Annotated in this window: 21 protein-coding genes and 1 riboswitch; of the genes, 1 reads left to right on the forward strand and 20 read right to left on the reverse strand. The window is 43.5% G+C overall.

All coding sequences use genetic code 11. From position 1 onward, the window contains the following. Positions 1-11: 11 nt before the first annotated feature. From EL081_RS07445 to tmk, 8 genes are all read right to left on the reverse strand, one after another. Positions 12-1,553, reverse strand: coding sequence for an ABC-F family ATP-binding cassette domain-containing protein (locus tag EL081_RS07445; RefSeq protein ID WP_126404656.1), 1,542 nt, complete (start codon positions 1,551-1,553; stop codon positions 12-14). An 84-nt stretch (positions 1,554-1,637) separates the two neighbouring features. Continuing rightward, positions 1,638-1,991: an arsenate reductase family protein gene (locus tag EL081_RS07450; RefSeq protein WP_048789566.1), complete on the reverse strand. Its 354-nt coding sequence runs from the start codon at positions 1,989-1,991 to the stop codon at positions 1,638-1,640. Between the two features lie 9 nt (positions 1,992-2,000). Beyond that, on the reverse strand, positions 2,001-2,489 hold the full coding sequence (locus EL081_RS07455) for a methylated-DNA--[protein]-cysteine S-methyltransferase (protein WP_126404657.1): 489 nt from the start codon (positions 2,487-2,489) through the stop codon (positions 2,001-2,003). Then, a complete protein-coding gene (locus tag EL081_RS07460; RefSeq protein WP_048689681.1) occupies positions 2,482-3,054 on the reverse strand; it encodes a GNAT family N-acetyltransferase in 573 nt (190 codons plus the stop codon). Before EL081_RS07460 ends, EL081_RS07455 begins: the two co-directional genes overlap by 8 nt. Next, a complete protein-coding gene (rsmI, locus tag EL081_RS07465) occupies positions 3,044-3,928 on the reverse strand; it encodes a 16S rRNA (cytidine(1402)-2'-O)-methyltransferase (protein ID WP_126404658.1) in 885 nt (294 codons plus the stop codon). Before rsmI ends, EL081_RS07460 begins: the two co-directional genes overlap by 11 nt. A 2-nt stretch (positions 3,929-3,930) precedes the next feature. After that, a complete protein-coding gene (gene yabA / locus EL081_RS07470; protein ID WP_023024026.1) occupies positions 3,931-4,251 on the reverse strand; it encodes a DNA replication initiation control protein YabA in 321 nt (106 codons plus the stop codon). Positions 4,252-4,255: 4 nt separating this feature from the next. Continuing rightward, positions 4,256-5,155, reverse strand: coding sequence for a DNA polymerase III subunit delta' (locus EL081_RS07475; protein ID WP_126404659.1), 900 nt, complete (start codon positions 5,153-5,155; stop codon positions 4,256-4,258). After that, positions 5,152-5,790: a dTMP kinase gene (gene tmk / locus EL081_RS07480; RefSeq protein ID WP_126404660.1), complete on the reverse strand. Its 639-nt coding sequence runs from the start codon at positions 5,788-5,790 to the stop codon at positions 5,152-5,154. Before tmk ends, EL081_RS07475 begins: the two co-directional genes overlap by 4 nt. 172 nt (positions 5,791-5,962) lie before the next feature. Between tmk and EL081_RS07485 the strand changes: the two genes are divergently transcribed. Beyond that, positions 5,963-6,850, forward strand: coding sequence for a YitT family protein (locus tag EL081_RS07485; protein ID WP_126404661.1), 888 nt, complete (start codon positions 5,963-5,965; stop codon positions 6,848-6,850). 156 nt (positions 6,851-7,006) lie between these two features. Here the strand turns inward: EL081_RS07485 and EL081_RS07490 are convergent, their stop codons facing one another. The 12 genes from EL081_RS07490 to EL081_RS07550 all read right to left on the reverse strand — a co-directional run bounded on the left by EL081_RS07490 (position 7,007) and on the right by EL081_RS07550 (position 19,890). Beyond that, positions 7,007-7,663: a CBS domain-containing protein gene (locus EL081_RS07490; RefSeq protein WP_126404662.1), complete on the reverse strand. Its 657-nt coding sequence runs from the start codon at positions 7,661-7,663 to the stop codon at positions 7,007-7,009. Between the two features lie 350 nt (positions 7,664-8,013). After that, the gene (locus tag EL081_RS07500; protein WP_126404663.1) at positions 8,014-8,724 is read right to left on the reverse strand and encodes an ABC transporter ATP-binding protein; all 711 of its coding nucleotides are present in this window, start codon (positions 8,722-8,724) and stop codon (positions 8,014-8,016) included. Further along, positions 8,724-9,488, reverse strand: coding sequence for an ABC transporter ATP-binding protein (locus tag EL081_RS07505; protein WP_126404664.1), 765 nt, complete (start codon positions 9,486-9,488; stop codon positions 8,724-8,726). The genes EL081_RS07500 and EL081_RS07505 overlap by 1 nt, the downstream gene beginning before the upstream one ends. Next, positions 9,488-10,435 (reverse strand): branched-chain amino acid ABC transporter permease, encoded by a 948-nt coding sequence (locus EL081_RS07510; RefSeq protein WP_006595829.1) that lies wholly within the window; start codon positions 10,433-10,435, stop codon positions 9,488-9,490. The genes EL081_RS07505 and EL081_RS07510 overlap by 1 nt, the downstream gene beginning before the upstream one ends. Positions 10,436-10,438: 3 nt before the next feature. Next, positions 10,439-11,308 carry a branched-chain amino acid ABC transporter permease gene (locus tag EL081_RS07515; RefSeq protein WP_009731472.1) on the reverse strand — a complete coding sequence of 290 codons (870 nt, stop codon included), beginning with the start codon at positions 11,306-11,308 and terminating at the stop codon, positions 10,439-10,441. A gap of 81 nt (positions 11,309-11,389) precedes the next feature. After that, positions 11,390-12,547 (reverse strand): ABC transporter substrate-binding protein, encoded by a 1,158-nt coding sequence (locus tag EL081_RS07520; protein ID WP_126404665.1) that lies wholly within the window; start codon positions 12,545-12,547, stop codon positions 11,390-11,392. Positions 12,548-12,641: 94 nt separating this feature from the next. After that, positions 12,642-12,926 (reverse strand): DUF2129 domain-containing protein, encoded by a 285-nt coding sequence (locus EL081_RS07525; RefSeq protein WP_126404666.1) that lies wholly within the window; start codon positions 12,924-12,926, stop codon positions 12,642-12,644. 128 nt (positions 12,927-13,054) lie between these two features. Beyond that, on the reverse strand, positions 13,055-13,645 hold the full coding sequence (locus EL081_RS07530) for an ATP-dependent Clp protease proteolytic subunit (RefSeq protein WP_126404667.1): 591 nt from the start codon (positions 13,643-13,645) through the stop codon (positions 13,055-13,057). A gap of 162 nt (positions 13,646-13,807) precedes the next feature. Beyond that, positions 13,808-14,437 carry a uracil phosphoribosyltransferase gene (gene upp, locus EL081_RS07535; RefSeq protein WP_126404668.1) on the reverse strand — a complete coding sequence of 210 codons (630 nt, stop codon included), beginning with the start codon at positions 14,435-14,437 and terminating at the stop codon, positions 13,808-13,810. Positions 14,438-14,537: 100 nt separating this feature from the next. Next, complete coding sequence (gene mgtA, locus EL081_RS07540; protein ID WP_126404669.1) at positions 14,538-17,198, reverse strand: magnesium-translocating P-type ATPase; 2,661 nt, start codon at positions 17,196-17,198, stop codon at positions 14,538-14,540. A gap of 223 nt (positions 17,199-17,421) precedes the next feature. Beyond that, a riboswitch (M-box (ykoK) riboswitch) is annotated at positions 17,422-17,576 on the reverse strand. 40 nt (positions 17,577-17,616) lie between these two features. After that, a complete protein-coding gene (locus EL081_RS07545) occupies positions 17,617-18,786 on the reverse strand; it encodes a MalY/PatB family protein (protein WP_126404670.1) in 1,170 nt (389 codons plus the stop codon). A gap of 9 nt (positions 18,787-18,795) precedes the next feature. Beyond that, complete coding sequence (locus tag EL081_RS07550) at positions 18,796-19,890, reverse strand: cystathionine gamma-synthase (RefSeq protein WP_126404671.1); 1,095 nt, start codon at positions 19,888-19,890, stop codon at positions 18,796-18,798. Positions 19,891-20,009 lie beyond the last annotated feature (119 nt).

Consider the following 20,009-nt stretch of genomic DNA (forward strand, 5'->3'; position numbering starts at 1 on the left):
TCTTTTTGTGTTTACGTCAATTCATTAAAGTCCCAGATTTGGTCCATCCAGCCTTCATAGAAATCTGGCTCGTGGCAAACCATGAGGATCGATCCCTTATATTCTTTCAGGGCCCGTTTCAACTCTTCTTTGGCATCCACATCCAAGTGGTTGGTCGGCTCATCTAGTACCAAGACATTGTTTTCACGGTTCATCAAGAGACAGAGGCGTACCTTGGCTTGCTCCCCACCGGATAGTACTTGGATTTGGCTTTCGATATGCTTGGTTGTCAAACCACAGCGGGCAAGGGCAGCTCGAACCTCTGCTTGATTGAGAGCTGGAAAGGCATTCCAGACTGCTTCTAGCGGTGTCTGACGATTGCCTCCTTCGACCTCTTGCTCGAAATAGCCAAGCTCAAGATAATCCCCACGCTCGACTTCACCAGCAATTGGAGGGATAATTCCTAGAAGACTCTTCAAGAGAGTGGTTTTCCCGATCCCATTAGCTCCGATAATGGCGACCTTCTGATTGCGCTCGAAGGTCAAGTTCAAAGGCTTGGTCAAGGGACGATCATAGCCAATTTGGAGATCCTTGGCCTGGAAGATAAAGCGTCCAGGTGTGCGGGCATTTTTAAATTCAAAGGATGGCTTTGGTTTCTCACTTTGCAACTCAATGAGTTCCATTTTGTCCAGCTTCTTCTGACGAGACATAGCCATATTCCGTGTAGCCACACGCGCCTTATTGCGGGCTACGAAATCTTTCAAATCAGCAATCTCTTTTTGCTGGCGCTCATAAGCCGCTTCCAATTGTGATTTCTTCATTTCATAAACTTCGAGGAATTGGTAGTAGTCTCCTGAATAGCGGGTCAACTGTTGATTTTCCACATGGTAGACGATGTTGATCACATCGTTCAAGAAAGGAATATCGTGGGAAATAAGGACAAAGGCATTTTCATAGTTCTGCAAATAGCGTTTGAGCCAATCGATGTGCTCTGCATCCAAGTAGTTGGTTGGCTCGTCCAAGAGAAGGATATCTGGTTTTTCAAGGAGCAATTTAGCCAAAAGGACCTTGGTCCGCTGCCCACCTGACAGGGCCGTCACATCCGTCTCCATACCAAAGTCCATGACCCCAAGAGCACGCGCCACTTCATCTATCTTGGCATCCAAGGTATAGAAATCCCGGCTCTCTAACCGATCCTGGAGCTCTCCGACTTCTTCCATGAGAGCATCCATATCCGCTCCATCTTCAGCCATTTCCATATAGAGGTCATTGATGCGAGCCTCTGCTTTAAAGAGCTCGTCGAAAGCTGTCCGCAAGACATCGCGCACCGTTTGCCCTTCTTTTAGGACAGCATGCTGGTCAAGATAGCCAGCGGTCACATACTTAGACCACTCGACCTTCCCTTCGTCGGGTTGCATCTTGCCCGTCACGATGCTCATGAAGGTGGATTTTCCTTCACCATTGGCCCCTACCAATCCGATATGCTCTCCCTTTAACAAGCGGAAGGACACATCCTCAAAAATAGCCCGGTCTCCAAAGCCGTGGCTTAAATTTTTCACCTCTAAAATACTCATGATTGACTCTCTTTCATTGATTTCACTCGTATGATTATATCATCTTCAAGACAGAATTAAAAGGGAGTCCAACTCCCTTTTTTCTTACAAACCTAAGTCCGCATATGGTTTCCGGTAGCCCACTTGAACAACTTTTCCGTCCTTCACTAAGAGAGGGCGTTTGATCAGCATGCCATCGCTAGCTAAAAGGTCTGCCGCTTCTTCTATCGAAAGCTGATCCACCTTGTCTTTCAAGCCTAACTCCCGATACTTCATCCCACTGGTGTTAAAGAAGGATTTGATTGGTAGGGAAGACTCCTTGATCCAAGTTTGTAGTTGCTCACTGGTCGGGGTGTCTACCACGATATCTTGACTATCAAACTCACAGCCTAAGCTCGTTAACTCCGATTTCGCCTTGCGGCAGGTCGAACATTTTGGGTATTCAATAAATGATAACATCTTTTCTCCTTATTCTTTCCAAGATATGGCCTCATGTTGCAACAGCCAACGCTTGCGATCTAGTCCAGCAGCATAGCCTGTCAACTTTTTCTCCGTACCCAGCACCCGGTGACATGGGATAAGGAGGAGCAAGGGATTCCGACCTACTGCTTGACCGATGGCTTGGGCAGATTTGCAAGACAAGGCCCGGGCAATCTCTCCATAAGTCCGACTTTCCCCATAGGGAATCTGAGCTAGATAGGCCCAAACTCTTTGTTGAAAGTCTGTCCCTTGAGGAGATAGGGGAAAGGGCATGGAAGGATTTTCCCCTATAAAGTATCGATCCAGCCATTCAAAGACAGCTTCATGAAGTGGCTGACAAGCTTCTTCGATATGCTCAAGCCCCTGCTCACAATTGGCTTGGTCACAAAACCAGATCCCAACTAGGCTTTCCTCATCCACCACAACAGATAGAGGCCCCAAGGGACTCTGATAGAGTTGGCGATAAAACCTAGTCATTTTGAGACTGTTCTGCACGGTAGTCCCAACGATCATCTTCGCTAATCACTTGGAAGAGGCTGGTTTCTGCCTTTCGTTTGATCTTCTGATAAGCGAGACGCACCCCATCAATTGGTACCTTCCCACAGTAATGGAAGCCTAACTTCTCTAAAAGGTGTTGCATGACCTTGTTGTCAGGATGGGTATCACAGCGAAAATCCGGGCCTTTCTCTCCTTCGATCAAGCCTTGAAGGAAGGTTTGGGCTACGCCTCGTCCAGCAGCTTCTTTGGCAACAGCGATCCGGTGAAAACTGATATAGAGATAGTTATCATGTTCCCATTTTCCATCATAAATGTCATTATAAGCTGCTTCATTTCCCTTGTAGAGAGCGGCATAAGCTACGACTTCTTGATTCTCTACAGCTACATAACCACGGCTTTCTAGGATATCCTCAAAAATGATTTCTTGATCCGGATAACCATCCTGCCATTGGTCCACGCCAGCTGCAGCTAAGCTATCCTTGCCATCTTGGATGATTTCCATAATCCGATTGATTTCATTGGGATAGGCCATTCTAATTTCCATCAGACTCTCCTTTTTCTTCCTCTTGGTGGTAACGGGCATAGAGATCACTCTTTTGCAGCCCAAATTGTTTGGCAACCTGTTTAATTGCCTGGTTCTTTTTCATACCAGATTCGACCAGTAGATCAATCTCTCGGATCAGATCCACTTCTTCTAGATCTGGCTTCTGCTCACTGGCGCCCTCCACAATTAGAAGGCACTCCCCCTTGAGGGGATTTTCCTCTAGGTAAGCCACTAACTCTGCGATGGTCCCTCGTGTGTACTCTTCATAGATCTTGGTCAGTTCTCGGACCAGCACAACCGGACGGTCTCCATAGACTGCCAGCATATTTTGAAGCGTCGCACGAACCCGGTGCGGAGACTCATAAAAAATCTGAGTCTCAGGATAGTCTCGCTTTTCTTGAAAAAAAGCCTTTTGCTGCCCTTCTTTGCGCGGGAGAAATCCATAAAAGATATGAGGCTGGGGAGCCAAGCCACTCGCAATTAGACCCGTAATCCCGGCGCTCGGACCAGGAACCGCCACAACGGGAATCTCTCGCTCAATGGCTGCCTTGACCAAGTCATGACCTGGATCCGAAATACTTGGCAATCCAGCATCCGATACCTGGGCCAAGCCCTTTCCTGACTCCAAATGAGCTAGTAAATCAGGAATTTTTTCCATAGCATTGTGCTCGTGAAAGCTGGTTTGCGGCGTCCTAATCTCAAAATGCTTGAGCAAGAGTCCTGTATTACGGGTATCTTCCGCCGCAATCAGATCTACCTCTTTTAAGGTTTGGATCATGCGGTAGCTCATGTCATCCCGATTGCCAATCGGAGTCGGCACTAAAAAGAGGGTTCCCGTCGCTCTATCCCCTTTAAAACTTCGTTGAATCTGCATGTTTACTCCCTAAATAACAATTCATCACAGAAAATACACTCTTCATCATTTTCACGACGTTGACCATAGGAGTCTGTACAAACATGAAATCCATCATTGTAAATTCTTTGTAAATTTTCACGACCATTGCGATGGAATTTAGGGGAGCTGGTTTTCTCCACTTCTCCTAAGCGCTCTCTCAATTTATCATTTTCAAGACGGAGAGCAGTATTTTCCTCGACAATGAGTTTGAGATTTTTCTTAATGGCTTCAACCTCTGCTAATGTAACTAGCAATTCCTGGGAGAAGCCATCCAAAGCATCAAATAATTCTTTTTTATTCATCTCTTTACCTTCTATTTTTCAACTGTAGGACCATATACTCGAGAGCATTTTGAAAACTCACATTGCGTTCCCACATCTGTTTGGCCAAGACCAATTTTTCTAGATAGTCTCTTCCTAAGGACTGACCGATGGAGCGTGCAAAGAGCAATTCCAGCAAGCGAAAGGCTTGGGACTGCTTTTCTTTATCATCCGTCTCTTGAACCAAGCGAGAGACCAGTAAGTAGACATGCGGATCTGCTTTTAGACAAGCTGCGACGAAACGCTCACACTCTCTCGCCAGATCGAAAAAGGATGTATTCTCAGCGAGAATTTGGGCCTCTTGAAATCCTTGGCTAAAGTTGGCTAACAAATCTGCTTGTTGAAGCAAGAGACCTTCCTGAAGGAGATACTCTTTTAGGAAATCCTGGTTTTTCGGAAAATGGACCTGCTGCGCCCGACTTTTAATGGTCGGGAGAACCAGTTGCTCATCTGCTGTCAGCAGAAAGATATGAACTTCACTCTGAGGTTCTTCAATCACCTTGAGGAGGGAATTGGCTGCATTGACATGCATCCGGTCTGCATCACAAATAATAAAGACTTGCTTGGATCCTTCGTAGCCTGACTGAGAAAAATGCTGGATCAAATCCCGAATCCGATCTGTTTTAATGATTTGATTGACCGGTCGGACAACCGTTACATCTGAGAATTCATCCTCTTCAATCAAGCGACAAGCCCGACAAGTCCCACAGGGCCAAACACCCTTCTTATCCGTACAAAAGAGACTTTGGGACAAAAGCTGGGCCATCTCAAAACTGCCAAAATCCCCTGTAAAGAGATAGGCATGGCTCAAGCGGTCTTGTTCTAAAATAGCTTGGAAGCGATCTACTAGCTGAGGTTGAAGTTTTTGCACTTGTTCTACCTTCATTCACTGATCTCCAAGACTTCTTTGACTAGAACCCAAGTATCCTCGACCACCTTATCAAAAGGTTGACTGGCATCAATTTTCACCACCCGTTGTGGTTCTTTTTCGAGGATGGCCAGATAACCTTGGCGAACTTTCTGATGGAGACTGAGTCCTTCTAGATCCAGGCGATTGACTTCACGGCTAGTACTCTTAGCAATTCTCGCCAACCCTTCTTCTACATCGATGTCAAAGTAGAAGGTCCGATTGGGTTTCAGACCATCGGTCGCAAATTGGTTCAACCATTCAATATCTGCTACTGCTAATCCACGGCCAAAGCCTTGGTATGCTACCGAACTATCGATAAAACGATCCATAATGACGAGCTTCCCTGCTTTCAAAGCTGGAAGGACACGTTCTGCCAAGTGTTGGCGACGACTAGCGATGTAAAGAAGCAATTCTGTTTTGGGATCCATTTCCGTATGGGATGGATCTAGAATGACCTCGCGTATTTTTTCTGCTATTTCGACGCCCCCTGGTTCTCGCGTAGTGATATAGGCGATTCCTGCCTTTTCCAAGCGTGGTAACAAGGCTTCTAAAACGGAGGATTTCCCTGCGCCTTCTGGACCTTCAATTGAAATTAATGTTCCTTGTTTCATTCTCTCATCTTAACTTTCTATGATTATTTCTCTTGCTTGTTTTACTTCCTCCTATTTTACCAAAAATAGGGGTAAAAATCCTGTTCGAATTCGTGAAAATTGATGAAAATTATTTCCTATTTTTCATTTTTTTTGGTAAAATGTATGGTGAAAAACGATTAGGAGAACGAGCATGTTTAAGGCAAAAAATATTCTAGCCATTATTTTTGGAGCTGGCATTTTTTCTTTTGGAATCTTCTTTTTAGTCATTCCATTTCACTTTTATGAGGGAGGGGCTACAGGGATTACCTTGATTACCTACTATCTCTTTAAAATTCCCGTTTCAGTCATGAACTTGGCTATCAATATTCCCCTCTTTTTCCTGGCCTGGAAATTACTGGGACTCCGCTCCCTCTATCTCAGTTTGATTGGAACTTTTTCGGTCTCTACTTGGATGGCCATCTTCGAGCTGATTCCTGGAAGTCATCATCTTCAAAATGCAGTCTTCACTGCTCTTGACGGAGATATCCTCCTAGCCTGTATCGGATCAGGGGTTATCCTTGGAACTGGGCTGGGGATTATCTTCAACGCTGGAGGAACAACAGGTGGAACCGATATTGTCGCACGTATCTTTAACAAGTACACGACACTTTCTATGGGACGCCTCATGTTGATTGTGGATGCCATCGTCTTGACAACTGTTTTGATCGTCTTTAAGGACTTCCGAATTGCGGCCTACACCCTCCTCTTTATCCTGATTGACACCGTCGTCATTGATATCGTTGGTGAAGGAGGATTTGCAGGGAAAGGATTCCTCGTAGTGACTTCCAAACCAGATGAAATTGCCAAACAAATCACGACTGATTTGGGCCGAGGGGTCACATTCATGAACGGCATGGGCTATTATAGCCAACAAGAAATGAAGATTATCTACTGCGTAGTCTCTCGGAATGAAATGAAACAAATGAAAGACTTGATTAATAAAATTGATCCATTTGCTTTCATTACCATTACAGAAGCCCACGAAATCCTAGGAGAAGGATTTACATTGGATACCAACAAGCAACCCATTGCTCGCTAAAACAAAGGGAGAGTGGGACAGAAATCGGTAATTCGTTAGAATTCGATTTCGTCGTCCCACCTCCGCACAGTAGAGCCCACTCAACCACTGCGTCTTGCTCGACGATCCAAAAAAATTAAGAGGCTAGGACTTTTGTCCCAGCCTCTCTTTGTTTATTTAAAATGCTTTTGCAGATGTGCGACTAATTTCATCCACACCAATACCATTTTCTTCAAATTTCTTCTTGATGACTTCTGTATCGGTAATGCCGTCAATTTGAACTTCAATGACCACACGATCATCTTTGGTTGGGATATTGACCGTATTGGAGATATTCAACCCTTCTTCTACGATCAAATGGATGATTTTTTCAAGGACGCCCACCTTGTCTTCTGTCACAAAACGAACACGAACTCCTTCTTCTCCATAACCGGATACTTCGAGGAAGGCACGAAAAATATCACGGTCGGTAATCACACCAGAAACTTGATCATTGTCTACAACCGGAAGAATCCCCACCTTGTTCTTATACATGAGATAGGTCGCATCTTCAAGGCTGGCAAATTTTGAGACAGTAATGACATCACGAAGCATGACGTCCTTAACTTTGGTTTTATTGAGCAGGTAGTTCATTTCAAAAATAGAAAGACTCGTTGCTTTTGATGGACTCGCTTCTGCAATCGTACCTTCTGTCACCAAACCGACCAATTTGTCATTTTCAATGACCGGCAAGCGGTGCAAGCCTTGTTCCCGCATCAAATCTGCCGCATGAGCAATTGTTGTATCTGGACTAATATAGACTACTTTACGGGTCATAAAATCTTTAACAGCCATAACCATTCTCCTAAGCTTTTGTTAGTTTTATTATACTTGATTTTTAGTGCTATTTCAAACGCTTTCAGCAGTTTTCTCTTGTTTTCAAAATTCAGAATTGCCTAATAATCCTTGCATTCATCCCTATGAAAACTAAATTCTCTAATTGCAGATAAACTATTTTTAAAAAGGCTGGGACAAAAGTCCTAGCCTCTCAATTGTCTTTGGATTGTCGAGCAAGACGCAGTGGTTGAGTGGGCTCTACTACGCTGATTTCATCAGCTTTTACAGCCCTACTCAACTGTGCGGAGGTGGGACGACGAAATCGAATTCTAACGAATTACCGATTTCTGTCCCACTCTCTTTATCCGTTATCCACCAAGGTAGGCCTTGCGGACATCTTCTGAGGCTAAGAGTTCTTTTCCTGTTCCGGACAGAACCACTTTTCCTGTTTCCAAAACATAACCGCGGTCTGCGATGGCAAGGGCCTTGTTGGCATTTTGCTCAATCAAGAGAACGGTTGTTCCTTGTTTTTGGATATCTTGGATGATATCAAAGATTTCTTGGATAAAGATTGGAGCCAATCCCATAGAAGGTTCATCCAAAAGCAAGAGTTTTGGTGTTGACATAAGTGCACGACCCATTGCGAGCATTTGTTGTTCCCCACCAGATAGAGTAGCGGCGTCTTGGTTCTTCCGTTCTTCCAAACGTGGGAAACGTGAGAAGACTTTCTTCAAGTTAGCTTGATTTTCTTCTCGATCTTTCTTCAAGAAAGCTCCCATTTCCAAGTTTTCCATAACAGTCAAGCCTGGAAAGACGTGGCGGCCTTCTGGAACTTGAGAGAGTCCAGCAGCTACAATTTTTTGAGCCGGAACCTTTTGAATCTCCTGACCCAAAAACTCAATTTTCCCAGTACTTGGACGCACCAAACCTGAAATGGTACGAAGAATAGATGTTTTCCCAGCACCATTGGCACCGATAAGAGAAACAACTTCTCCTTCATTGACTTCGAAACTGACATCACGGACAGCCTGGATCATGCCATAGTGTACAGAAAGATTTTCAACTTTTAACATAGACATTAGGCTTCACCTCCTAGATATGCTTCGATTACGCGTTTGTTATTCTTAATTTCCTCTGGCGTACCATGGGCAATCAAACGACCATATTCCAATACATAAATCCGTTCTGTTACTTCCATGACCAAGCTCATATCGTGTTCGATCAGCATAATCGTAATATTAAATTCTTTTTGAATGCGACGGATCAATTGGGTCAATTCTGCTGTTTCTTGAGGGTTCATTCCTGCAGCAGGTTCATCCAAGAAGAGAATTTTTGGCTCTGTAGCAAGGGCACGAACGATCTCCAAGTGACGTTGTTGTCCGTAAGCTAAGTTCTTAGCCAAGGTATCTGCTTCTTTTTCCAAACCAAAAATGGCTAACAATTCAAGAGCTTTTGCTTTCAATGCTTCTTCATTTTTGTAATAGCTTGGCAAACGGAACAGACTAGCAAAGACATGTGGTTTGTGGTGATTGGCAAAGGCAATCAAGACATTGTCCAAAACGCTCAAATCTTTAAAGAGACGGATATTTTGGAAGGTCCGTCCAAGACCACCTGCAGCGATTTTATAAGGTGCTTTACCGTTTAATAGGTGCCCATCTAAAGTAATGGTTCCTTCACTTGGTTCATATACTCCTGTTAGGAGGTTGAAGAGGGTTGTTTTACCGGCACCGTTGGGCCCGATCAACCCAACCAATTCCCCTTCATTGAGTTCCATGGTCACATCCCCAACGGCTGTCAAACCACCAAAGTTTTTTGTTAAATTTTTTACTTCAAGAAGTGCCATTAGTTAGCCTCCTTTTTTGAGAGTAGTTTTTTCAAGCTAAATTCCCATGTTCCAAGAAGACCACCTGGACGGAAGATCATCACGAGAATCAAAGCCAATGAGTAAATGATCATACGGACGCTTGAGAAGTCTTGAAGCACCATGTTCAAGATCCCCAAGACGATGGCTGCCACAACTGTTCCTGACATCGATCCCAAACCACCGAAAACGACAATGATCAAGACATTAATGGTATTGGTGAAAGAGTAATCTTTAGGAACAACGGAACCGATAAAGCCAGCTTGAAGAGATCCAGCAATCGCCGCTGTGATCGCACCAAATACAAAGGCAATAACTTTAACTTTTGTCGTGTTGATCCCAACAGATTCTGCTGCGATTTCATCTTCACGAACAGAAAGGGTAGAACGCCCAATTGGACTGCGTAAGAAGTTAATCGTAAAGATCGTTGTAATCACGACAAAGAGGTAAACCAATTGCCAGGTTGTAAAGGCTGGCAAACCAAGGATACCTGCGGCACCATTTGTTAGAGTACCACCATTGACAATCAAGATCCGGATAATTTCTGAAACCCCAAGTGTTGCAATCGCTAAGTAGTCTCCTTTCAACCGAAGGGTTGGAACCCCAACGATCAAGGCAACGAGACCTGCAATCAAGGCCCCTAAAACCATAGCGCCAAAGAAAGCTCCGTAGGTTGGTGATTTAGAACCGAGAATGGCTGCAGAGTAGGCACCAATGGCCATAAATCCGGCATGACCGAGTGAGAATTGACCTGAAAAACCAACGATGAGGTTCAAACCAACTGCAAGGATGATATTAATCCCGATTTGTTCCAAAATTTGGATATAGAAGAGGTTGAGGACACCTGCTGCAACCAAGACTTGGATCAAGGCAAAACCTGCGATCAAAAGACCAAGCCAGACTAAATTCACTTTTAAATTTTGTTTCATGGCTTACACCTTCTCTTTCACATTTTTACCGAGGATACCTGCTGGACGGATGAGCAAGATCACAATCAAGATGGCATACACAATGGCATCACGGAAATCTGAGAGACCGATCGCTGTGGCGAAGGTTTCCAACAAACCGATAACAAATCCACCTAGGGCCGCACCTGGAATGATTCCGATTCCTCCAAGAACGGCTGCGACAAAGGCTTTGATCCCTGGTGTCATCCCCATCAAAGGTTCAATCGAGTTGTAATACAAACCGATCAAAACACCACCAGCACCCGCTAAGGCTGATCCCAAAGCAAAGGTAAAGCTGATGGTCCGGTTTACGTTAATCCCCATCAATTGAGCAGCATCGCTATCAACAGAAACGGCACGCATGGCTTTCCCCATCTTTGTCTTTTGGATAATAAATTGAAGAGCGACCATCAAGAAAATAGACACTCCTAAGATCATCAACTGAATGTTAGAGATCGAAATGGGACCAAAATTGTAACGAACAGTTTCAATGACTTGTGGGAAGGAACGGGTATTTGCCCCTACAAAGAAGACCATCCCGTATTCGAGCAAGAAGGAAACCCCGATGGCTGTAATCAAGGCTGCAATCCGAGTTGAATGGCGAAGCGGACGATAAGCCAAATATTCAATCACAACCCCTAAAATAGCTGTCCCGACCATAGCCAGAAGCAAGGCTACAAAGAAGTTAACCTTCAATGAGTTCAATAAGAAATATCCCATAAAGGCACCTACCATGTAGATATCCCCATGGGCAAAGTTGATCAATTTGATAATTCCATACACCATAGTATAACCAAGGGCCAAGAGTGCATAGACACTTCCCAAGATTAGACCGTTCACTAATTGCTGGAGCATTTGAACCATCCTTTCTAATAATAAAGAGCGAGGCCAGGAATTTTCATTCTCCCAGCCTCTTGTACAAACAACAAATGATAATTAAGGTTTAACCGACTCAACTGACTCAACTTTACCATCTTTTAAGCCAATCATAAGTGCAGATTTAACCGGATTATGGTCTTTGTCAATAGACATTGTACCAGTAACACCTTCCAAGTCTTTCAACTTCGCAAGGTTGTCTTTCAATTCGACAGAGTTCTTAGCACCTTTAGATGCTTCTGCAACCATGTAAACTGAATCATACGCCAAAGCCGCAAACATTGAAGGTTCTTCGTTGTATTTTGCTTTATAAGCTTCTACGAATTTCTTGGCTTTATCAGTCATTTCACCTTCAGTAGAGAATCCAGCTACGTAGTAGATGTCTGTAGCTGCAGCAGGTGTTGCTTGTTCAACGAATTTAGCATCGCTAAATCCATCACCACCAATGATTGGTTGTTTGATTCCCATACCACGTGCTTGGTTTACGATTTTACCAGTTTCAGTGTAGTACCCTGGAAGGACAATCGCATCGAAGTCTTTGTCTTTGATTTTTGTAAGAGCAGCTTGGAAGTCTGTATCCTTAGATTGGAAAGTTTCTGTTGCTACGATTTCACCTTTATAAGATTTCTTAAAGGCTTCAGCAATCCCTTTAGCATAGTCAGATGAATTATCGTAATAAAGAACAACTTTCTTCGCTTTCAAGTTATCCATTGTATATTTAGCAATGATTTGTCCTTGGAAGCTATCGATGAAGGTTGCACGGAAAAGGTAATCTTGACCTTTTGTCAAATTATCTTGTGTTGCTGATGGTGTTACCAATGGAACACCTGCTTTACCAGCATTCGCAACAGCTGCGGCAGTGGCACCTGAAGTAGCAGGTCCTACAAGAGCGTTCACTTTTGATTGAGTGACAAGGTTTGTAGTGATTGTAGCTGCTTCAGCTGTTTCAGATTTGTTATCTTTGTCTGTGACAACAATCTTCTTACCATCAGCTCCACCATTAGCATTGATTTCATCAACGGCTAATTGAGCACCTTTTTGTTCGGCACTACCATATGCTGCTACTTCACCAGTTTTTTCAAAGTTAAAACCGATTTTTAGTTCTTTGCCGATTTCGTTACCAGTTGTGTTTGAACCTGAAGTTGAAACTTCACCACAGGCCGCAAGAAGAGCGACACTTGCAATTGTTAAAAATGAAAGAGCAAATTTTTTCTTCATTTGTAATAATCTCCTTAAATAAATCTAAAAAATAAATATATATTAAGAATATACCGAATTATCTGAAAATTGTCAACATAAAAAACGCAATCTTCTAAATGATTGCGTTTTCTACTCGTATTTCATCCTGTTGACGATGCAAACTTCCTACAAAATCACGATCCAATTCTTGAATATGGCAAATTTGAACCTTCTTCACGAAGCGTTCCTTTTTTAATTGCTGCACGATTTCAAGGACTTGAGAACTATCGACATAGACCTGTACATAGCGCATTTTTTTGGAATGATAAATCACATCCCCAATTCCCTGTAATTTCTTTGCATCTCGATTATAATACAATTTTACAATTAAGCCTGTTCTAGCTTGCTTCTCAAACATACACAATCCCTTTCTGCTTCTGTTACAAGTATAGCAAATTTCATGTAAAAATACTATCTTTTTCTAGAAAGTAAAGAGCACTAAAAAGCCTCCCCTATCATAGGAGAGGGCTTGGTGGTTAAGATTTCTTATCCGATATTGTTGTTAGTCATGATTTCATCGATGAAACCATAAGCTAACGTTTCTTCTGCAGTCATCCAATTATCTCTTTCCGCATCAGCGTGGATTTTCTTGATGGTTTGACCTGAATTTTCTGCCAAGATTTTTTCCAATCTGTGACGTGTTTTCAAGAGGTGTTCTGCTGCAATGGCCATATCCGTTTGTTGGGTACCGCCACCAGTACCACCCATTGGTTGGTGGATCATGTACTCAGCATTTGGCAACATGAAGCGTTTGCCTTTAGTACCACTTGATGCAATCACAGTCCCCATTGAAGCTGCTATCCCCATAACAATGGTTTGGACATCTGATTTGATAAAGTTCATGGTGTCGACGATTGCCAAACCTGCAGAGACAGAGCCTCCTGGCGTATTGATATACATATAGATATCTTTGGTATTATCTTGGGCATCCAAGAAGAGCAATTGGGCAATAATCGAATTGGCCATTTGGTCTTCTACCGGTCCTGTCACCATGATAATACGGTCTTTTAAGAGGCGTGAGTATATGTCGTATGAGCGTTCACCACGACTAGTTTGTTCAATTACTACTGGAATCATTCATTCATCTCCTTTTATCCATTATAACCGGCACCATCTCAGGAGTTTCATCCGGTTGATTCGAGAGGCTAGGTCGCCTTCCATTCTTTATAAAAGCTATTATATCCCATTGGTCAACAAAGGTCAAATTTTTACTTTCCCAAAGATGGATTGGAAATGTGCTTATTTGGTACCAAACAAGCGGTCCCCAGCATCTCCCAAACCTGGAACGATATAGCCGTTTTCATTGAGACGTTCATCCAAGGCTGCAGCAAATATTTCGACATCTGGATGAGCTGTTTGAAGAGCTTCCACACCTTCTGGTGCTGCAACCAAGCAGACAAATTTAATATGGCTTGCACCACGTTTCTTTAATGAATCGACAGCCAAGATTGCAGATCCCCCAGTCGCCAACATTGGGTCCACCACAAAGATTTGACGTTGGTCGATATCTTCTGGCAATTTCACCAAGTATTCAACTGGTTTCAAGGTTTCTTCATCTCGGTACATTCCGATGTGACCAACTTTAGCAGCAGGTACCAAACTCAAGAGTCCGTCTACCATCCCGATCCCTGCACGAAGGATTGGAACAATCGCTAGTTTTTTACCAGCAATCTGTTTTTGAACTGTTTTTGTAATTGGTGTTTCGATTTCTACATCTTCAAGAGGAAGTTCGCGCAAAACTTCGTATCCCATCAACATAGCAATTTCATCAACTAATTCACGAAAAGCCTTTGTAGAGGTATCTGTCCGTCGCAAAATAGACAATTTATGCTGAACAAGTGGATGTTTAATGACTTCAAGTTTTCCCATAATAGTTCCTTCTTTCTCTATATTCATCTTATTATATCAAAAAGGAAGAAAAAGGCCTACAAATATGCAAACCTTTTCTTTTCTTATTTTCATTAGTAGCTTATAGCCACTCCTTGTACTTGCCAATATAATAGTGTTTGACTAGGGTGACACTTGCCATATAAAGGAAGAGAATCCCCGCTAGTAATAGGAAGTAAAGACTATTTAGTGGCGCTACTTTTAGCAAGGAAGCCAATGGGCCATATGGTAAGAAGGTCACAAAGAGGGCGCCCAATAGAGTCGTTGCCATGACAGCAAGGGCTGGCCGACTTTGAACAAAGGGCAATTTTGGAGACCGCAGCATATAGATGACCATGGTTTGGGACCACATAGACTCGATAAACCAGCCGGTTTGAAAGAGCATGATGAAGAGTCCTGCACTATCAGCACCATGGACATAGCCATAGCCTGTAATCATGGGTACGATGACAAAGTAGAGAATGATGAAGGTCAGGATGTCAAAGATAGAGGAAATAGGACCAAACCAGGCCATAAAGCGGGTAATAGATTTTGCTTCCCAGATTCTTGGTTTCTTCAAGAAGTCCTTATCCACTCGGTCAAAAGGCAAGGCAATACAGGAAAGATCGTAAACCAAGTTCAAGACGATGAGATGGATAGGAGCCATTGGAAGGAAAGGAAGGAAAATACTGGCAAAGAGAAGAGAGAAGATATTCCCAAAGTTGGAAGAAACGGTCATCTTGATGTACTTGGTCATGTTGGCATAAACTTTGCGTCCTTCTACCAAGCCTTTTTCGAGGACCATCAAGTCCTTATCCAGAAGGATAACGTCTGCTGTTTCTTTGGCAATATCGACAGCTGTATCAACCGAAATACCCACATCTGCCACTTTCATAGAAGGTGCATCATTGATGCCATCTCCCATATAGCCGACCTTGTGGCCATTCGCTTTGAGTTGCAAGATAATGCGTGCTTTTTGGTCTGGAGATAATTTAGCGAAAACCGTTGTTGTTTCTACTGCTTGAGTCAATTCTGAATCAGAGAGACTGTCGATATCGCTCCCCAGCAAAATGCTGTCAACATTTAGTCCCACCTTTTCACAAACCGCTTGGGTCACTTTCTCATTATCACCCGTAAGGATTTTAGTAGCAACTCCGTATTCCGCAAGAGTATTGATGGCTGGTGCGGCAGAAGGTTTTGGTGGATCCAAGAAGGCTAAATAACCCGTCAAGATCATGTCTGCTTCATCCCCTACTTCAAAGGCATAGCCTTCCTCAAGATTTGATTTGTAGCTAACACCTAGCACGCGCAAACCTTGTTCATTCAGCTGAGCTACTTCTCCTAAGACGTCTTCCCGCACTTGGTCTGTTAGGGGGATAATCTCATCCTTGTATTCCACATAGTTAGAGACTGCTAGCATTTCTTCCAAGGCTCCCTTGGTGACCATGCTCACGACTCCCTGCTCATCTTTGACAATGACACTCATCCGACGGCGTTCAAAGTCAAAAGGCAATTCATCAATTTTTTGGAAGCTTTGGTCCAAGCCTCTGACAATCTCATGTTTCTTAGCTTCTCTTTCTGTCCGACTGATAATGGCCCGGTCCATCAAGTTTTTAAGGCCGGTTTGGAAGTAAGAATTGAGATAGGCCCGACGAAGAACGGACAAATCCAAGTCCCCATGAATATCGAGTGGGTATTCGAGTACAATCTCATCTTGGGTCAAGGTTCCTGTCTTATCCGTACAGAGAATATCGATAGCGCCTAGGTCTTGGATGGCATTAAGCTTTTTGATAACCACTTTTTCTTTGGCCATGATAATGGAACCCTTAGCCAAGCTAGCTGTGATAATCATTGGAAGCATTTCCGGAGTCAAACCCACTCCTACACTGAGGGCAAAGACACCCGCTTCTAGCCAGTCCCCGTCTGTCAAACCATTGATAAAGAAGACGATGGGCACCATCACCATCATGAGTCGAATCAACAACCAAGAGATGGTGTTCATTTCTCGTTCAAAAGAGGTTGGTTCATCATAAGTATTGATGGTCTGCTCAATAGCTCCCATCATGGTTTCATCCCCGACTACTAAGACCAAGGCAGTTGCTCGGCCTGAGATGACGTTGGTCCCCATAAAAGCTAGACTCTCACTCTCCAGGAGACTATCCAGATTTTGACCACTTGCTTTTTTTAAACAAACTTTTTCGACAGCATCACTCTCACCAGTCAAACCGGATTGTTGGACGAAGAAGTCTCGAGAATCCAACAAGACCACATCCGCTGGGATCATGTCGCCTGCACTCAGTTTGATCAAGTCTCCCACAACGATCTCATCAATGGGAATTTCTTCTTCCTTGCCTTCTCGAATCACTGTTGCTGTATTAACAATCATGCGAGAAAGGTTACTAGCAGCCTTGTCACTGCGTAATTCTTGGATAAAGCGAATCCCCCCTGAGAGAAGAACGAGGACGACGATAATAAGAGAGGTCGTTGGATCTTCCTCACCCGGCTTAGCTAACCAAACATTGGTCACCAAAGAAACAAGGGCAATGAGCAGTAAGATGACTGTGAAGGGATTGATGATGGATTCAACAATCCGTTTCCAGATAGAATCATCTTGCCCCTTTGTGAGGATATTTTCTCCATAGTTATCCCGGTTTTCCTCTACTTGGTCTTCTGTCAAGCCAGACCAGCTAGATTGATAGGTTGCTAAGGTTCTTGTTTCTGCATCTTGCAATGCAGCAATGAGTCTTTCTTTTGTTGTTTGCATTGGAATCTCCTTTTAAATCAGGAGCCAAACGCTTATAGAGTCCCGATGACACAAATCAGCGATTGGCTGGCTATGTGCGGTTCGGGATGATCGTCGATTTGTATCATAGTGCTCTCCTTTTCTACTTGATGTTTGAGGGGATGCTTAAACATAAGAAAAGAGCCCTCCCCTTTTACAGGTAGGACTCATTAAACTCGTCGTTTATTTTTTAATGAAAATTCTCAAAAAATAGACCGTCCAAGCTTTAGCTCCGCAAGGCAATGAAATGAGCTTAGTCTTGACCTTTGCGATCAGGACTGTTGACCAACGAGTAGTGTCTCCACTGCTTTGCGGTAGTCATCCGTATCCTTGTGGTAGCCTCACCTACCGTTATTCCCCTTGAGTATACTCCTCCCCTATAGAAAAGTCAACCCTCACATTAAACTTTTTTAGGAAAGGCGGTTACGATCCGAGCAACAATCTCTTGGACTAGGGTTTTCGGTGCTGCCACATTCAAACGGGCATGTTGCTTCCCTTCTACTCCAAAGTCTGTTCCTTTATTGAGGATGACCTTGGCCTGATCATGAAGACGAGCATGGAGTTCTTCCTCTGACAAATCGTAGGCAGAAAAATCAAGCCAGAGTAGATAGGTACCTTGCGGTTTCATCACACCAATATCTGTCTGATTGCGTAAAACTTCTACAGTGTAATCGATATTTTCTTCCAAGACTTCCTTTAAGTCCTCTAACCAGCCTTTTCCATTCAGATAGGCTACTTCGGTGGCGATAAAGCCAAGGGCAGATATTTCATGTTGATTGTTTCGCAACTGCCGAGCTTGGAAAGATTTTCTTAGTGCATCATTCTCGATGATGGCATAGGAATTTTTTGTCCCTGCGATGTTGAAGGTTTTGGTCGCACTCGATAAGACAAGTGTGAACTCTTTAAAGCTTGGATCTACTGTATTAAAAGAAACGTGCTGGTGGCCAAACAATACCAAATCTTGATGAATTTCATCTGAAACAAGCAAGACCCCATGTTTTTGACAGAGATGACCAATCTTTTCTAGGACTTCTCTTTCCCAGACACGACCGCCTGGGTTATGAGGATTGCACAGGATGTAGAGCTTGACTTGGTGCTCCACAAAGTCTTTTTCCAATTGCTCAAAATCAATTTGGAAGAGTCCATCCACTTCTACTAAGGAATTGGTAACTAATTTGCGTTGATTGAGGCGGACGCTACGGGCAAAGGGTGGATAAACTGGCGTATTGATGAGAACAGTCTCGCCTTCCTTAGTGAAAGCCTGAATAGCCGTTGAAATAGACGGAACCACACCTTCCATAAAGACAATGGCTTCCTTCTCAAACACATATCCATGCTCTGACTTTTCCCAATTCTGAACAGCCTGGTAAAGCTCCTCGCTAGGATAGGTGTATCCGTAGACCAATTGATCCGCGTAATCTCGAATGGCTTGTCGAACAGCAGGTAAGGATTCAAAATCCATATCGGCAATCCAAGCAGGAAGAAGTTCTGGATCTTGCTCTGACTCCTTCCACTTACTAGTGTGGTGTCCCAAACGATCAGGAACGGTCAAAAATTGTTCTTTTCCCATGATGGACTCCTATCTAGCCAATGCTTGTTCTAAATCCTCTATCAAATCCCTTGCGTCTTCAATCCCAATGGAGAGGCGAAGCAAGTCATCCGTTAACCCATAGGAATGACGAACCTCTGCAGGGATATCTGCGTGAGTCTGGGTCGTTGGGTAGGTAATCAAACTCTCCACTCCACCCAAGCTTTCTGCAAAGGTAAAGACTTGCAAGTGGTTTAAAATGGTTGGAATTTTTTCTTGGTGGCTTACTTTAAAGGAAACCATGCCTCCCTTGCCAGTATACAAGACTTCCTTAACAGCTGGATGCCCCTTCAAGAATTCCACTACCTTCTTCGCATTTTCTGTAGAGCGCTCCATACGAAGGGCTAAGGTTTTTAAACCACGGATCAATTGGTAGCTGTCAAATGGAGAGAGAACAGCTCCAGTTGTGTTTAAGTTATAAAAGAGTTGCTCATAGAGGCCTTCATCATCAGTCACTACAACCCCAGCCAAAACGTCATTATGACCCGCTAGATACTTGGTCGCTGAGTGAAGGACGATGTCTGCTCCTTCTTCAATTGGACGTTGGTAGATAGGGCTATAGAAGGTATTGTCTACAATCACTTTTGCCCCTTTTTCATGAGCGAGTTTAGCTAATTTCTGGATGTCAAACTCCAGCATGAGTGGGTTAGTAGGGGTTTCAATATAGAGAATATCCACCTCTCCCTTCAATCCTTCTACCAATTCTTCTTCAGAATTTGCATAGGTAAAGTAAAAACGTCCTTCTTGTTCCATTTGGTTGAACCAGCGGAAAGAGCCCCCATAAAGATCCCGTACTGCCAAGACCTTACTGCCAACAGGAAAAATACTAAAGGCTAAGACAATGGCAGACATACCCGAACTCGTCACCAAGGCATGCTTTGCGCTCTCAATGGCCGCCAAGGTCTTTTCGGCGTTTACTCGAGTTGGATTCTTGGTACGGATATAGTCGTATCCAGTAGATTGACCAAACTCTGGATGCTGGTAAGTGGTTGAAAAATGAAGCGGAGTAATCAAAGCCCCCGTTGCTGGATCCGACTTAATTCCCGCTTGCGCTAGGATGGTGTTAATATTCTTTTTGCGACTCATACAAACCTCCGATGGACGTAAATTCAATTGTCTCTATTGTATCACTTCTTTAGATGATTCGGTTTTTCCTTTTTCAAGAGCTAGATATAGCTTCAAACTATAATGAAAAAGAGGTGGGC

The organism is Streptococcus viridans, assembly GCF_900636365.1.
GTDB classification, from domain to species: domain Bacteria; phylum Bacillota; class Bacilli; order Lactobacillales; family Streptococcaceae; genus Streptococcus; species Streptococcus viridans_A.